Origin of the sequence: Curtobacterium sp. MCSS17_011, assembly GCF_003224275.1 — a bacterium.
Taxonomy (GTDB): Bacteria; Actinomycetota; Actinomycetes; order Actinomycetales; family Microbacteriaceae; genus Curtobacterium.
Window position 1 is genome coordinate 70,333 of sequence record NZ_QKLE01000006.1, and the last position, 14,112, is coordinate 84,444.

14 protein-coding genes and 1 tRNA gene are annotated in these 14,112 nt (G+C 69.7%); 4 read left to right on the plus strand and 11 right to left on the minus strand.

Going from position 1 to position 14,112, the window contains the following annotated elements:
* Positions 1 to 192: 192 nt before the first annotated feature.
* The 3 genes from DEJ17_RS06555 to DEJ17_RS06565 all read right to left on the minus strand — a co-directional run bounded on the left by DEJ17_RS06555 (position 193) and on the right by DEJ17_RS06565 (position 1,402).
* A complete protein-coding gene (locus DEJ17_RS06555; protein WP_110892638.1) occupies positions 193 to 486 on the minus strand; it encodes a hypothetical protein in 294 nt (97 codons plus the stop codon).
* A gap of 93 nt (positions 487 to 579) precedes the next feature.
* On the minus strand, positions 580 to 747 hold the full coding sequence (locus DEJ17_RS17740) for a hypothetical protein (RefSeq protein WP_181421084.1): 168 nt from the start codon (positions 745 to 747) through the stop codon (positions 580 to 582).
* A 448-nt stretch (positions 748 to 1,195) separates the two neighbouring features.
* Positions 1,196 to 1,402 (minus strand): helix-turn-helix domain-containing protein, encoded by a 207-nt coding sequence (locus tag DEJ17_RS06565; protein WP_220033620.1) that lies wholly within the window; start codon positions 1,400 to 1,402, stop codon positions 1,196 to 1,198.
* Positions 1,403 to 1,496: 94 nt separating this feature from the next.
* On the opposite strand from DEJ17_RS06565, the gene DEJ17_RS17745 reads away from it, so the two are divergent.
* Positions 1,497 to 1,910, plus strand: a complete 414-nt coding sequence (locus DEJ17_RS17745) for an HNH endonuclease signature motif containing protein (protein ID WP_181421085.1) — start codon at positions 1,497 to 1,499, stop codon at positions 1,908 to 1,910.
* A 132-nt stretch (positions 1,911 to 2,042) separates the two neighbouring features.
* Here the strand turns inward: DEJ17_RS17745 and DEJ17_RS06570 are convergent.
* Positions 2,043 to 2,115 (minus strand) — tRNA-Lys (locus DEJ17_RS06570).
* A gap of 95 nt (positions 2,116 to 2,210) precedes the next feature.
* Here DEJ17_RS06570 and bcp point away from each other — a divergent pair.
* Positions 2,211 to 2,681 (plus strand): thioredoxin-dependent thiol peroxidase, encoded by a 471-nt coding sequence (gene bcp, locus DEJ17_RS06575; RefSeq protein WP_110892641.1) that lies wholly within the window; start codon positions 2,211 to 2,213, stop codon positions 2,679 to 2,681.
* A gap of 73 nt (positions 2,682 to 2,754) precedes the next feature.
* Here the strand turns inward: bcp and DEJ17_RS06580 are convergent, their stop codons facing one another.
* Complete coding sequence (locus DEJ17_RS06580; protein WP_110892642.1) at positions 2,755 to 3,186, minus strand: hypothetical protein; 432 nt, start codon at positions 3,184 to 3,186, stop codon at positions 2,755 to 2,757.
* Between the two features lie 261 nt (positions 3,187 to 3,447).
* Between DEJ17_RS06580 and DEJ17_RS06585 the strand changes: the two genes are divergently transcribed.
* Entirely contained in the window at positions 3,448 to 3,696 is a 249-nt protein-coding gene (locus DEJ17_RS06585; RefSeq protein WP_017888820.1) for a WhiB family transcriptional regulator, read from the plus strand.
* A 161-nt stretch (positions 3,697 to 3,857) separates the two neighbouring features.
* Here the strand turns inward: DEJ17_RS06585 and DEJ17_RS06590 are convergent, their stop codons facing one another.
* Positions 3,858 to 5,357, minus strand: coding sequence for a sensor histidine kinase (locus DEJ17_RS06590; RefSeq protein ID WP_110892643.1), 1,500 nt, complete (start codon positions 5,355 to 5,357; stop codon positions 3,858 to 3,860).
* A gap of 118 nt (positions 5,358 to 5,475) precedes the next feature.
* Between DEJ17_RS06590 and DEJ17_RS06595 the strand changes: the two genes are divergently transcribed.
* A complete protein-coding gene (locus DEJ17_RS06595) occupies positions 5,476 to 5,916 on the plus strand; it encodes an Rv3235 family protein (protein WP_110892644.1) in 441 nt (146 codons plus the stop codon).
* Positions 5,917 to 6,060: 144 nt separating this feature from the next.
* Here the strand turns inward: DEJ17_RS06595 and secA are convergent, their stop codons facing one another.
* From secA to mtrB, 5 genes are all read right to left on the minus strand, one after another.
* Positions 6,061 to 8,844, minus strand: a complete 2,784-nt coding sequence (secA, locus tag DEJ17_RS06600; protein WP_110892645.1) for a preprotein translocase subunit SecA — start codon at positions 8,842 to 8,844, stop codon at positions 6,061 to 6,063.
* 170 nt (positions 8,845 to 9,014) lie between these two features.
* Entirely contained in the window at positions 9,015 to 9,731 is a 717-nt protein-coding gene (hpf, locus tag DEJ17_RS06605) for a ribosome hibernation-promoting factor, HPF/YfiA family (protein WP_110861168.1), read from the minus strand.
* Between the two features lie 158 nt (positions 9,732 to 9,889).
* Entirely contained in the window at positions 9,890 to 10,552 is a 663-nt protein-coding gene (locus DEJ17_RS06610; protein ID WP_146239654.1) for a ComF family protein, read from the minus strand.
* A gap of 140 nt (positions 10,553 to 10,692) precedes the next feature.
* Positions 10,693 to 12,375, minus strand: a complete 1,683-nt coding sequence (locus DEJ17_RS06615) for a GerMN domain-containing protein (protein ID WP_110892647.1) — start codon at positions 12,373 to 12,375, stop codon at positions 10,693 to 10,695.
* A complete protein-coding gene (mtrB, locus tag DEJ17_RS06620; protein ID WP_110892648.1) occupies positions 12,375 to 14,108 on the minus strand; it encodes an MtrAB system histidine kinase MtrB in 1,734 nt (577 codons plus the stop codon). The genes DEJ17_RS06615 and mtrB overlap by 1 nt, the downstream gene beginning before the upstream one ends.
* Between the last annotated feature and the right edge of the window lie 4 nt (positions 14,109 to 14,112).

A 14,112-nucleotide genomic window follows, 5' to 3' on the forward strand; every position in this document is an offset into this window, starting at 1 on the left:
GCTGCTTGGCGCGTACTGCTTCGTTCCATCCGTTGCGCCAACCCGAGCGCCACGTGTACCACCAACGGGATCTGATCGGCTCGCCCGGGTTGCCGAACGCCTCGTACCGATTGCATGAGCACACCGTGCACTCGCCGATGTTGATGACGGAGTGCATCTCGTTCGTGTGGCCGCATGTCGCGCAGATGCCCCTCACAACGCGTACGCCTTCCAGCAGGTGCAGTTGGCTCCCTGCCCTCGGTACGCGAGGGCATCTGTCCTATCCCAGCGGCACAGTTCCCCATGTGGTGCGTTCTCGATCACGGCACGCAACTCCTGCTCTTTCAGGTCGCGCGCCAGGAGCACAACGTCCTTCGCGTGGCTCTCGGCACGCAGGCGTTCAACCTCGGCGTACGCCCGCTCGAAGCCTTCCGAGTAGGCCTGGCGCAAATCCGGAAAATGGTCGTACGGCGTCCGCAGCGCGTCCGTGTCCACCGGGTCAGTCATGGTGGCCGTCCTGCGTCACGACAGCTTCAACCTCGTGGCGGGCGAAGATGCGGTTGACGAACTTCGGCGTGTTGTTCAGGTTCGCGGGAATCATCAGTCCTCCTGGGGTGCGGTGTCGGCGGTGAACGCAGGAAGGTCGGACAGCGGCGTCACTCCGTCCCCAACATGGGTGACATGGGTTGGAGGGGTGTAGTTCATTCCCAGCGCCGCCCACAGCTCCTGCTTCGTCGTCCGCTCGGCGTTGCTGTCACTGTTGCTCATTACGATCCTCCTGCTGCACTGTCGCACGTGCATGTTCGTTTTGGGTACCCACCCCAGTATCGACAGTCCTGCTGGTGGGGTGCGGTGTCGGCGGTGAGGATGGCCCGCAGCTCTCGTTTGATGAACTCCGAGAACGGGCCTTCGCTTAGCCGGTCGGCCAGCGCTTGCACCGCTTCGAGTTGGTCGGCGGCTGCACGGAGAGCTACCGTGCGCGGCTTGTAGTGCTGACAATCGGGGCAGCAGGCAACCGGCGCACTAGAGCAGACGGCGAGCGTGCTGTCGCAGTCGTCGCATAGGTCGGTCAGCGCCCGGTACCGGGTCGTAGAGGCAGAGCGCTCTAGCTGATCGGCAGCAGCGCGGAGCGCGCTCCGTACCTCAGCCTCGTACAGAGGAAGGTTCGACGTTGGCAGATCCGACAGCGCGCGCATCTGCTCCGGGGTGGGGGTGGTCATCGCTGGGCCTCGCGCTTCCACCGCTGCACCGTGTTGGTGCTGATGTCGGTCAGGGCCGCGACTTCACGAACGCTGACGCCAGCGCCGATGGCGTCGATCACGCTCGCTCGAAGTTCGGCATCGGCCTTGCGTGCTGTTTCCCCAGCATCGACGAGCCGGCGGCGCATGGTGGGCGTGGGTGGGCTGCTGAGCTTCGGACTCACGGTTGTCATCGTACGGGCCTCCTATGTGTGGCTGTTTCGCTACCTTCAGCGTACTCTTTTGTGTAGCGGAACCGCAACACAAGGGAGACCAAGGATGAGCGATCGAACCTGCACGGCCGACGGGTGCTCGCGGAAGCACTACGCACGGGGCTGGTGCAAGCCGCACTACAAGCGCGACGCTGCCCGCCAGAAGGCGCTGAGCGGGCAGCGACAGCAACTACGGAACCTGTCACCCACCGAGGTTGTCGCGGCCCGTACGCGCGTCACAGAGGCAGGCTGCTGGGAGTGGGGCGGAGCACGTGACCCGAAGGGGTACGGACGGCTCATGTACCGCGGTGAGCAGCACCTGGCGCACCGGTTCTCGTACGAGGCCAGCCACGGACCAGTAGCCGAAGACCTGACCCTCGACCACCTGTGCCGGAACACGTCATGCGTGAACCCGGCGCACCTCGAGGTGGTCACCCGCAGCGAGAACTCGACTCGCGCCTGGCTGACGAGGGCTGCCTGACCGTCCTGGCGAAGTTGGCGTCCGACTGAAGTTCGGGCGTGTTCCTCGCCTGCCGGCGATCAGTGGATGCACGAAAGGCCCGATCAGGACCCCGCGGATGCTAGCGGGGATACACTGATCGGGCCTTACCCGTGCACCCCCTCGGACTCGAACCGAGAACCCACTGATTAAGAGTCAGTTGCTCTGCCAATTGAGCTAGAGGTGCATGTTCCGGCTTCCGTGCCGCAACGGGAATCAACAATAGCATGGGTTTCGCGCGCCCACGACCACTCGTGGGCACACGACGCGAACAGGAGCACCATGACCGACCGTCTCGTCCCCGGCGACACCGCCCCCGACTTCACGCTGCCCGACCAGGACGGCGTCGATCACTCCCTGGCTGCCCTGCGCGGCAAGAAGGTCATCGTGTACTTCTACCCGGCGGCGTCCACCCCGGGCTGCACGACCGAAGCCTGTGACTTCCGCGACAACATGTCCTCACTGCAGGCCGCCGGCTACGAGGTCCTCGGCGTCTCGAAGGACGAGCAGGCGAAGCTCAAGACGTTCCAGCACGAGCAGGCGCTGACCTTCCCGCTGCTGAGCGACCCCGACCTCGCCGTGCACAAGGCATACGCAGCCTGGGGCGAGAAGAACAACTACGGCAAGATCGTCACCGGCACGATCCGGTCCACGATCGTGGTCGACGAGAACGGCACCGTGCAGCTGCCGCTCTACAACGTCAAGGCGACCGGTCACGTGGCGAGCCTGCGGAAGAAGCTCGGCCTGGTCTGAGAACCGGTCCATGAGCGGACGGGAGGCGCGGTGCCAGCTGGCACCGCGCCTCCTGTCCGCTCGTCGTTCGCGTCTACTCCACGGGGCGCGCGAGCGCGGCCGTCACCGACCGCGACAGCACCAGCGTGATGCCGAGCAGGGCCGGGACGAGCAGCACCCAGCCGACCGCGGCGACCCGGAAGACCCCCTGGAACGCCCCGATCGCGATGGCGCCCTGCAGGACCTGCCAGACGATGATGCCGGAGCGCACCCACGCCCGGCCCTGCCACAGACCGTTCAGCAGCACACCGAGCCAGAGCGCAGCGATGGCGACGAGGACCGTGAGGGCGATGCCGGAGGCGATGCTCGTGGCCGGTGCGACGAGCAGTTCGACGACCAGGACGACGGTCACGACCACCAGCGCGAGGAACTCGAGACCGACCACGACGAGCAGCCCCAGCATCGCCGGCGACCGGCGCGCGACGGGTGCGGAGGGCTCGGTGTCGTTCGGGGTGTCGTCGTGCACAGTGATCCTCCAGCATCGGAACCCTTGATTTGGCCCTACCAGTATGGAACGATATTGGAGGTCGTTTGGACGGCACGATGTGGTGTGCGTCTCCCGTGGTTCATCGCTCCTCCCCCGAGCGTCTCGCGGGCGTCAGACACGCTTCCTGCGGACTCCTCCCCACAGTTGTCCCCTCCATGCCGCATGCATGGTCAGCGGTCCGATCCCCCGAACCACGGCCCCGGCCTGCCGTTCGAGCATCGACATCAAGGAGCACCACACATGGACTGGCGTGACAAGGCTGCCTGCCTCACCGCAGACCCCGAGCTCTTCTTCCCCGTCGGGAACACCGGGCCCGCCGTCGACCAGATCGAGAAGGCCAAGTCGGTCTGTGCGCGTTGCACGGTCACCGAGATGTGCCTGCAGTACGCCCTCGAGAACAACCAGGACTCGGGTGTCTGGGGTGGTCTCAGCGAGGACGAGCGTCGTGCGCTGAAGCGTCGCGCCGCCCGCGCCCGCCGCGCCTCCTGACCCCGGTCGTCCGACAGCACGACGCCCGTCGTCCCCTCGGGGACGGCGGGCGTCGTCGTGCGCGGGGCCGGTCCTGCAAGACACCGGTGTTCACGCATCGAACACCGGAACGCGGGTGTTCGACCGGCGAACACCGGTGTCTTGCGAGCGCGGATCGGGCGTCAGGCGGGGGCGGTCAGCCAGCGGAACGGGATCGAGATGGTCACCTCGGTGCCGCTGCCCGTCAGGGTGTGCCAGTCGATGGTGCCGCCGAGTTCGCCCTGGATGAGCGTGCGGACGATCTGCGTGCCGAGGCCCGAGCCGACCTTGCCCTCGGGGAGCCCCACGCCGTTGTCGCGGACCTCGATCTCCAGGTGGTCGTCGAAGCGGCGGGCGACGATCTCGACCTCGCCGTCACGGCCGTCCAGCCCGTGCTCGACGGCGTTCGTCACGAGCTCGGTGAGGCCGAGGGCGAGCGGCGTCGCGGCCTCGGAGGGCAGCACCCCGAACTCGCCGGTCTTCTTCGGGTGCACGGTCGTGTTGTGCGACGCGGCGACCTCGGTCACGAGCTTGAGCACCGAGTCGAACACCTCGTCGAAGTCGACCGTCTGGCTGAGGCCGCTCGACAGGGTGTCGTGCACGACGGCGATGGCGGCGACCCGGCGCATGGCGTTCTGCAGTGACGTCCGCGCTTCGTCGGAGTGCGTGCGACGTGCCTGGATCCGCAGCAGGGACGCCACCGTCTGCAGGTTGTTCTTCACGCGGTGGTGGATCTCGCGGATCGTGGCGTCCTTGGTGATGAGCTCGCGCTCCTGGTGCCGCAGCTCGGAGACGTCGCGGCAGAGGACGATGGCGCCGATGCGCTCACCGTGGTCGCGGAGCGGGATCGAGCGGAGCGACACGGTGACGCCCTTCGACTCGATGTCCGCCCGCCACGGGGCGCGGCCGGTGACGACGAGCGGCAGGGACTCGTCGACGTCGAGCTGGGCGCCGATGAGCTCGGTGGTGACCTCGGCGAGGGACTTCCGCTCGAGTTCGCCCTCGAAGCCCATCCGGTTGAACGCGCTCAGGCCGTTCGGGCTGGCGAACGTGACGATGCCGGCGGTGTCGAGGCGCAGCAGGCCGTCGCTGGCACGGGGTGCACCACGACGGGGACCCGCCGGTGCACCGAGGTCGGGGAAGTCACCGGTGGCGATCATGCCGAACAGGTCGTTCGCGCTCGCGGTGAAGTTGAGCTCCTGGCGGCTCGGGGTCCGCATCTCGTCCTGGTTGGAGTGCCGGGTCACGACGGCAATCGGTCGCTCGGTCGTCTCGGCGCTCTTCGCGCTCAGGCGGCGGAGCACCGGGATCGCCCGGACGCGCGTCGGGGTGTCCTCGTACCAGTCCGGCTCGGCGGAGTCGACGACCTTCGACCCCGCGAAGCTCTCGGTCACCTGGCCGCGCCACTCCTCGCGGATCTCCTGCCCGACGATGTCGCGGTAGAACAGCGTCGCCGCGGAGCTCGGCCGGGCGTGCGCGACGGCCACGAACGAGCCGTCCTCGGCGGTCGGGACCCAGAGCACCATGTCGGCGAAGGACAGGTCGGCGAGGAGCTGCCAGTCCCCCACGAGCAGGTGGAGCCACTCCACGTCTGCTTCCGAGGAACGGCCTTGCGCGAGGACGAGGTCACTGAGGGTCGACACCCAGCCAGTCTAGGTCCGCCGCCTTGTGGAGAAGGTCGCGCTCTCCACAGGGTAGATCGCTTTGTATTTCGTATGTCGTACGCCCCATACGCTCGCTCCAACGACGGAAGGGGCAGGGGTGGCAGAGCAGGCACGCCGCATCGATCACGAGACGACGACGGCGCACCCGCCGCCGCTGCGGATCGTCGAACCGGCACCGGAGCCCGCCACGGTGGCCGGTCCCCCGGACCCGGCGACGACCGCACGGGCGCTCGGGCTCTGCGTCGCCGAGGTGCTCACCGGCGCGCGGGAGGTCGACAGCATCGCCCGGTGGATCAGCGACGAGGTGCAGCGGCACCTGCAGCAGCGGGCCGCGGTGGCCGCGCACGGCCGGGGCTCCGGTCGGCGGGCACGCGGACGCCCGGTGCTCCGGGTCGGCAGCGTGCTCGTCTGCCGCCCCGCGGCGGGCGTCGCCGAGGCGACGGTGGTCGTGCACACGCGCAGTCACGCGCGAGCGGTCGCCATGCGGCTCGAAGAGCGACACGGACGGTGGCAGGCGACCGCGATCGGGGTCCTGTAGCCGGGTTGCGGACGGACGGGAGGCCCGTGGCGGCGCCGCCACGGGCCTCCGGTCCGTCGGCGGTCACGCTCGGTGAGCAGGAATGGTCGGGTCCCGACTCGGGACCCGACCATTCCTGCTCACGATGCGCTCGTGCTGTGGACGCTAGTTCTTCTTCGCGGCCTGGCGACGCTCGGCACGGTTGCTCGCCGCGGCGGCCTGGCCGGAGGCCGTGGCCGCGTTGCCGAACGCGGAACCCTGCTCGGGCTCGGCGGCCGCCTCGGCCTCGGCCTGGGCGCGCTGCGCACGAGCGGTCGCGGCCTGCTCGAGGCGACCCTTCTCGTCACGGACCTCGACCTCGCCGTCGATCGACGGTGCCGAGTACTCGAGGCCGGAGACCTCGTCCTCGCCGAGGCCCTTGGCCTCGATCACCGCGTTCTCGCCATCGGACTGCACCTGCACCTCGAGGTTGAAGAGGTAGCCGACGGACTCTTCGCGGATCTGCCCCATCATCGTCTGGAACAGGGCGTAGCCCTCGCGCTGGTACTCGACCAGCGGGTCGCGCTGCGCCATCGCGCGGAGACCGATGCCGTCCTTCAGGTAGTCCATCTCGTACAGGTGGTCGCGCCAGCGGCGGTCGATCACCGAGAGCACCACGCGACGCTCGAGCTCGCGCATCGCCTCGTCGCCGAGGAGCTCCTCGCGCTGCTGGTAGGCCAGCTTGGCGTCGGAGAGGATCTCGCGGGCCAGGAAGTCACGCGACGCCTTGCCCTTCGAGCCGGCCTCGGTGATGACCTCGTCGATGGAGATCGAGATCGGGTAGAGCGTGCCGAGCTCGGTCCACATGGCATCGAGGTCCCAGTCGTCCGGGGACCCTTCTCCGGTGTGGCTGTCGATCACGTCGTCGATGACCGCCTTGAGGAACGACTGCGCGCGGTCGTGCAGGTCGTCGCCCTCGAGGATGTGGCGGCGGTCGCTGTAGATCGCCTCGCGCTGGCGGTTGAGGACGTCGTCGTACTTCAGGACGTTCTTGCGGATCTCGGCGTTCCGGCCCTCGACCTGCGCCTGGGCGGACCGGATCGCACGGCCGACGAGCTTGTTCTCGATCGCCAGGTCGTCCGGCACGTTCGAGCGGCCCATCAGGCTCTCGGCGGCACCGGAGTTGAACAGACGCATCAGGTCGTCGGTGAGCGACAGGTAGAAGCGGCTCTCGCCCGGGTCACCCTGGCGACCGGACCGACCACGCAGCTGGTTGTCGATGCGGCGCGACTCGTGGCGCTCGGTACCGAGCACGTACAGACCGCCGACCGCGCGGACCTTGTCGCCCTCTTCCTCGACCTCGGCCTTGACACGGGCGAACACGTCGTCCCACTCGGCCTCGTACTCGTCCGGGGTGTCGGTCGGGGACAGGCCCTTGGCGTGCATCTCCTGCACGGCGAGGAACTCCGCGTTGCCGCCGAGCATGATGTCGGTACCACGACCGGCCATGTTCGTCGCGACGGTGACGGCGCCGAAGCGACCGGCCTGGGCGACGATCGCGGCTTCACGGGCGTGGTTCTTCGCGTTGAGGACCTCGTGCTTCACGCCCTGCTTGGCGAGGAGCTTCGACAGGTACTCGGACTTCTCGACGCTCGTGGTGCCGACGAGGACGGGCTGGCCCTTCTCGTGGCGCTCCGCGATGTCCTCGGCGACCTGCTCGAACTTCGCCTTCTCGTTCTTGTACACGAGGTCGGTCTGGTCGATGCGCTGCATCGGCTTGTTCGTCGGGATGGGGACGACGCCGAGCTTGTAGGTCGACATGAACTCGGCCGCCTCGGTCTCGGCGGTACCGGTCATGCCGGAGAGCTTCTGGTAGAGGCGGAAGTAGTTCTGCAGCGTGACGGTGGCGAGGGTCTGGTTCTCGGCCTTGACCTCGACGCCTTCCTTCGCCTCGATCGCCTGGTGGATGCCCTCGTTGTAGCGGCGGCCCATCAGGATGCGGCCGGTGTGCTCGTCGACGATGAGCACCTCGCCGTTCATCACGACGTAGTCCTTGTCCTTCTTGAACAGGGCGACGGCCTTGATGGAGTTGTTCAGGAACGAGATGAGCGGGGTGTTCGCGGACTCGTACAGGTTGTCGATGCCGAGGTAGTCCTCGACCTTCTCGATGCCGGGCTCGAGGACGCCGACGGTGCGCTTCTTCTCGTCGACCTCGTAGTCCTCGCCCGGGGTGAGGCGCTTGGCGATCGAGGCGAACTCGGTGAACCAGCGGTTGGCCTCGCCCGAGGACGGACCGGAGATGATGAGCGGCGTGCGGGCCTCGTCGATGAGGATCGAGTCGACCTCGTCCACGACGGCGAAGAAGTGGCCGCGCTGCACCATGTCCGAGGCCTGCCACGCCATGTTGTCGCGCAGGTAGTCGAAGCCGAACTCGTTGTTCGTGCCGTACGTGATGTCGGCGGCGTACTGCTCGCGGCGCTCGGCCGGGCTCTGGTTGGCGATGATGCAGCCGGTGGTCATGCCGAGCGCGCGGAAGACGCGGCCCATGATCTCGGACTGGTACGACGCCAGGTAGTCGTTGACGGTGATGACGTGCACGCCGCGCGACGGGATCGCGTTGAGGTACGCGGCGGTCGTCGCGACGAGGGTCTTGCCCTCACCGGTCTTCATCTCGGCGATGTTGCCGAGGTGCAGTGCCGCGCCACCCATGAGCTGCACGTCGAAGTGCCGCATGCCCAGGGTTCGCTTCGCGGCTTCACGCACGGCGGCGAACGCCTCGGGCAGGAGGTCGTCGAGGGTCTCGCCGTTGGCGTACCGCTCGCGCAGCTCCTTGGTCTCGTCGTGGAGTTCCTCGTCGGTGAGGCTCGAGAAGTCGTCCTCGAGGTCGTTGATGGCCGAGGCGTACGCCTTCAGCCGACGGAGGGTTCGTCCTTCGCCGATGCGGAGGACCTTCTCCAGCACGTTTGCCACGTGAACTCCTTACGAGGTCGTCGCGCGCGACCTGCGCGCCCGATCGACCAGTCATGCTAGCAACCCGCGAACGCACGGCGCTGTGAGCGGCGCGGCTCTCGCGGACACGGGTGTGCGCGGCCCGCGAACGGACCGCGCACACGGTGCGGGACCGGAGGTCCCGCGTCGGATCAGGCGATCGCGGCTGCGCGCTCCGCGTCGGTGTCCGCGTCGACCGAGGCCGGCGCCTGACCGGCGGGCACCTCGTCGATGCCGATCACGCCGTAGTCCCAGCCCTTGCGTCGGTACACGACACTCGGACGGCGGGTCTCGGCGTCGAGGAACAGGTAGAAGTCGTGCCCGACGAGCTCCATGTAGTACAGGGCGTCGTCGACCGTCATCGGGGCGGCCTCGAAGACCTTGTGCCGGATGACGACCGGGCTGTAGACCTCGTTCTCGTCCTCGGCGGTCTCCTGGTCGACGACCGGGACGGCACCGGTCGCGACGTCCTCGATGAGCTTGCCGTCGGCCGGGACGACACCCATGCCGTCGAAGCCGCTGCCGGAGGCCTCGGCGACCGAGGTGGGGCGGTGCCGGCCGTGGTGCACCTTGCGGCGGTCACGCGCCCGGCGGAGGCGTTCCATGATCCGCGCGAAGGCGAGGTCGAAGGCGGCGTACTTGTCCGAGGCCGCGGACTCGGCCCGCACGAGCGGCCCCGGTCCGATCAGCGTGAGCTCCACGCGGTCCTCGCCCTGGCTGCCGCTCGACTTCTCGTGGTGGCGGCTGATGCGCACCTCGAAGGCGAGGGCGCGGTCGGCGAGCACGTCGATCTTCTCGGACTTCTGTTCGACGTAGGTGCGGAAACGGTCGGTGACCCCGACGTTCCGGCCCGTGATCGTCACGTCCATGTGGCGGCTCCCATCCAGTGTCGGCGCGTCGCCTCCGTCCGGCGACCCGAACGCCTTGTCGCGAGGCTAGACCCGGCGCACCCTCGGCGTCACGGGGAGGCGGCGAGTCCGGCAGACACTCACTGGACACACAGCGGCCACCGGGTGTTCACCGAGCATCAGTCGTCGACGCTCGCCACGGCGACGCAGCGCACCACCCGCCCGCCCGCAGCGCGCACGGCACGGACGCCCTCGGCCATCGTCACACCCGTGGTGACGACGTCGTCGACGAGCACGACGTCGCGGCCGTCGACGCCGGACGCACGCAGGGTCCCGACGGTCGCGGCGACGCGTTCCACCGCCGACCGCTCCTTCTGCCCCGGTCCGGATCGCCGGCGTCCGGCAGGGGTACGGACGAGGCGCCCCGTGTGCCGGACACCACCGCGGGCGAGCAGCAGCACCACCGGGTCGAACCCACGCCGTCGGGCACCCGCCCGGGACGGCGGCACCCGGAGCACCACGGTGCCGTCCGGGGACGCGGCGAGCGCCGCACGGACGAGCGCGCCGAAGCGGACGCCGAGCGGACCGGCGACGTCGACCCGCCCCCGGAGCTTGAGTTCGAGGACCAGGGTGCGGACCACCCCCTCGTACTCGAAGGCCGCGTCGAGCCGGACGCCGGCGACCAGCCGGACCCGCCGGGGCCGTGCTGCGAGCGCCGCGCGGCACGGTGGGCAGAGCGCGCGGTCCGGGCGGCCGCAGCCCAGGCAGGTGACGGGCAGGAAGAGCCCGAGCACGGCGAGCAGGGCGTCGCGCCACGGGGTGGGGGTGCCATCAGGGGGCATGCCCACGACTGTGGTGGTGACCGGACGACGGCGGTGGGCAGGGGTGCCGGACGGTGGACGGGCCTCCAGGCCGGGTGGGGTGTGGAGGACCGTCGTGTCAGCGCTGGACGCCGAGCACGTCGGCGGTGACGCCCGTCATGTCAGCGCTGCACGCCGAGCACGTCGGCGGTGACGTCGGTCGTGTCCCAGCCACCCCCGGTGGACTGCAGGACGTCGCCGCTCGACATCCGGAGCAGCAGGGCACCGCCGCTGCCGCCGCTGATCGCGGTGGCGCGCCCGTCGGGCTTCGGCAGGGTGCTCGACTTGCCGCCGATGGTGGTGCGGACGATGTTCGGACCGGTGGGGGTCTGCCCGACCGAGGCGACGTCGGTGTCGTTCACCCAAGTGGCGTCGACCGCGGTGCCGCTGGCGGCCTGCACCCGGACCGGGGCGCCGAACGAGGTCGGTGACCGGTCGGAACCGCGGATGATCGCCATCACGTACAGGCCGGGGCCGTCCGCGGTCTCGATGAGTGCGAGGGCCCTGGTCGAGTCGCGGGACACCTGGAACGACACGAGGTCGCCGCGCGGCAGGGTCGTGCGCACCTGGTGGGGGTCACCACCCAGGCCGTACGCGGTGATGCGCCGGGTGTCGGACTGCTGCCCCACCCAGACGAAGCCGAGGTCGTCGACGGCGGGGGCGATGAGGTCGTCGCGGGCATCGACGCGCAGGCGGTCCTCGCCGCGCACGACGACGACGCCGTTCCGGTTGCCGACGGCCGCGGTGGTGCCGGACGCCGACAGGGCGATCGAGGTCGGGTCGAGGCCGGCGATGGCGGCCCCGACGCCGCTGCCGAGCTCGGCGACCTTGCCGGTGCCCGAGGCGGCGTAGCCGACGACGCCGTCCTCGTCGACCAGGGGTCGGGGGTCGACGTCGGGGTTCAGCTGGGCGTCCGCTCCCCCGGAGTCCGGCACCGACAGCGTCGCGCCCTCGATCGTCATCGAGACCGACGAGATGGTGGCGACCGAGGCGAGGGACTTGCTGAGCTGTTCGCGCATCCGGACCTTGTCGACGGTGCTCGCGCGCAGGGCGTCGCTCGACAGGTCGACCAGGGCGGTGCCGCTGTCGATCGTCACCGCGTTGAGGGACAGCTGGGTGCCCTCCGGGAACGACGAGACGACGGCGCCCTTCAGCCAGTCGGCGGGGCCTGCGAGCAGGGCGCTGGCGATGCGCGTGCTCGTGGAGGAGCGTGCGAGGAACCAGCGCTGGTCGGGCACGAGGAAGCGGTAGGTCGGGTCGTAGAAGTACAGCGCGTGCGGCTGGAACACCGACTCGAAGCTGACCGGCGACAGGATGACGCCGTCCGGGGCGTAGGCGATGCGCCACTCGCCGTCCTCGCGGACGAACTGGAACGTCAGCGTCGACGAGGTCGGGCGGACGGCCTGGGTGTACTCCCCCTCGGAGTCGACCGTGGCGCTGGCCGTCATCGTGTAGGTCAGCTCGCGGTCGTCGGCGCGCTCGACGGTGCCGCTGCCGTCGCGGATCGTGACGCCCTGCCGCGGGTTCCACTGCTGGGCGAAGTCGGCGGCCAGGAACTGCCGGGCGATCGCGTAGTTGTCCTGGGCTCCGGTGGCGGCGGCGATGAACCCGCGGAGGATCGCGGTCTGGTCGGACCCGGTGATCGGCTTGTCCGGCCGGAAGTCGACGCCCGAGAGCGACTCGTCCTTGATCGTCTGCCCGGTACGCACGGCACCGTCGGTCGGGATGGCGGCGCAGGCGGTGACCGCGAGCAGGCTGACCGCGGCGAGCGCGACGGCGAGGACGTGGCGGATCGGGTGGCGCATCAGGACTCCTCTCGCACGGCGCGGGGGCCGTCGTACGACTCGTCGAGTTCGGGCAGCGGGATGGCCGAGGTGGCGGTGGTGCCCTGCTCGTTGCGGGGCAGGGTGAGCACGAACGTCGATCCCTCGCCCGGTCGGGACCACACGTCGATGCGACCGCCGTGGAGCTTCGCGTCGCCGAGGCTGATCGCGAGTCCGAGGCCGGTGCCCCCGATGGTGCGCTTCCGGCTCGGGTCGGCACGCCAGAAGCGGTCGAAGACGCGGGCGGTGTCCTCCGGCGGCATGCCGACGCCCTGGTCGCGGACGGCGATGGCGACGGTGCGCGCATCGCTGTCGACGACGACCTGCACGGGCTTCGCGTCACCGTGCTCGACGGCGTTGCCGACGAGGTTGCGGAGGATGCGGCGGACGCGCTTGGCGTCGAGGCGCATCGTGGTGTGGCCGCCGGGGGTCGCGAGCTGCAGCTCGACACCGGCACGTTCGGCGAGCGGACGGAACTCGTCGACGATGTCCGCGGCGAGGGACGCCGGGACGACGGGGGCGGTGTCGAGCTGCACCGCCTGGGCGTCGTACCGGGAGATCTCGAGCAGGTCGGCGAGGAGCATCTCGAAACGCTCCACCTGGGCGTGCAGGAGCTCGGCGGACCGGCTGACCGACGGTTCGAACGCGTGCCGGGAGTCGTAGAGCATGTCGCCGGCGAGCCGGATCGTGGTGAGCGGGGTGCGGAGCTCGTGCGAGACGTCGGAGACGAACCGCTGCTGCACGCGGGAGAGCTCGGCGAGCTGGGTGATCTGGCGGCTGACCGCCTCGGCCATCCCGTTGAAGCTCCGCGCCAGGGTCGCCAGGTCGTCCTGGCCGCGCACGGGGATGCGTTCGTCGAGGCGCCCCGCTGCGATCTTCCGGCTCGTCTCGGCGGCACCGCGGATCGGCACGACGACGAGCCGGACGACCAGCGAGGTGACCAGGGCGATGAGCACCATGAGCGCCACACCGCCGATCGAGAGGGTCTGGGAGACGAAGTCCAGGGTCTGCTGCGCGTCGGAGAGGTCGTAGACCAGGTAGAGCTCGTACTGGCCGGCGCTCGGGATCTGCAGGGTGGACCCGACAGCGAGCCCCGGCACCCGGCGCCCGTCGTCGTCGAGTTCGACGGGCTGCAGGCTGAGGCGACCGGTGTTCTGCGCGACCTCCTTGCGCAGGGCATCGGTGATCACGGCGTCCGGGAAGCCCTGGCTGGCGATGGTCTGCAGCGTCTGCGGGGTGGACTGGTCCGGGCTCCGCTCGATCGCGATGCTCGTGCCACCGGGACTCGTCGTGTTCGACAGGATCGCCTGCCGTGCCTCGTTCTGCAGCGTCTCGAGCTCGGACTGGTTGTTGTCCTCGCCCGCGGTGGCCGCGTCGAAGATCCCCTGGGCGACGATGGTGGCCCGTGCCGACTCCGACTCGATCTGGTCACGGCGCTGCGAGTAGACGTTCGTCGAGATGCTCACCATGACAGCGGTGCCGATGATGGCGACCGCGAGCCCCGTCGTCATCACGGTGATGGCGACCGAGCGGAACATGAGCGAGCGCCGCCACAGGTAGGCGATCGGACGCCAGGCGCGTCGGAGCCAGCGCCGCATCCGGCGACGGCTGCGGTCGACGACGCCGATCGAGACGGTGGCGCCGCCGGCCCCACCGGCGCCGCCGGCCCGGCCCGAGCCGCGTGCCGAGCCCGACGGGCGCGTCGAGGGCGGCACGGTG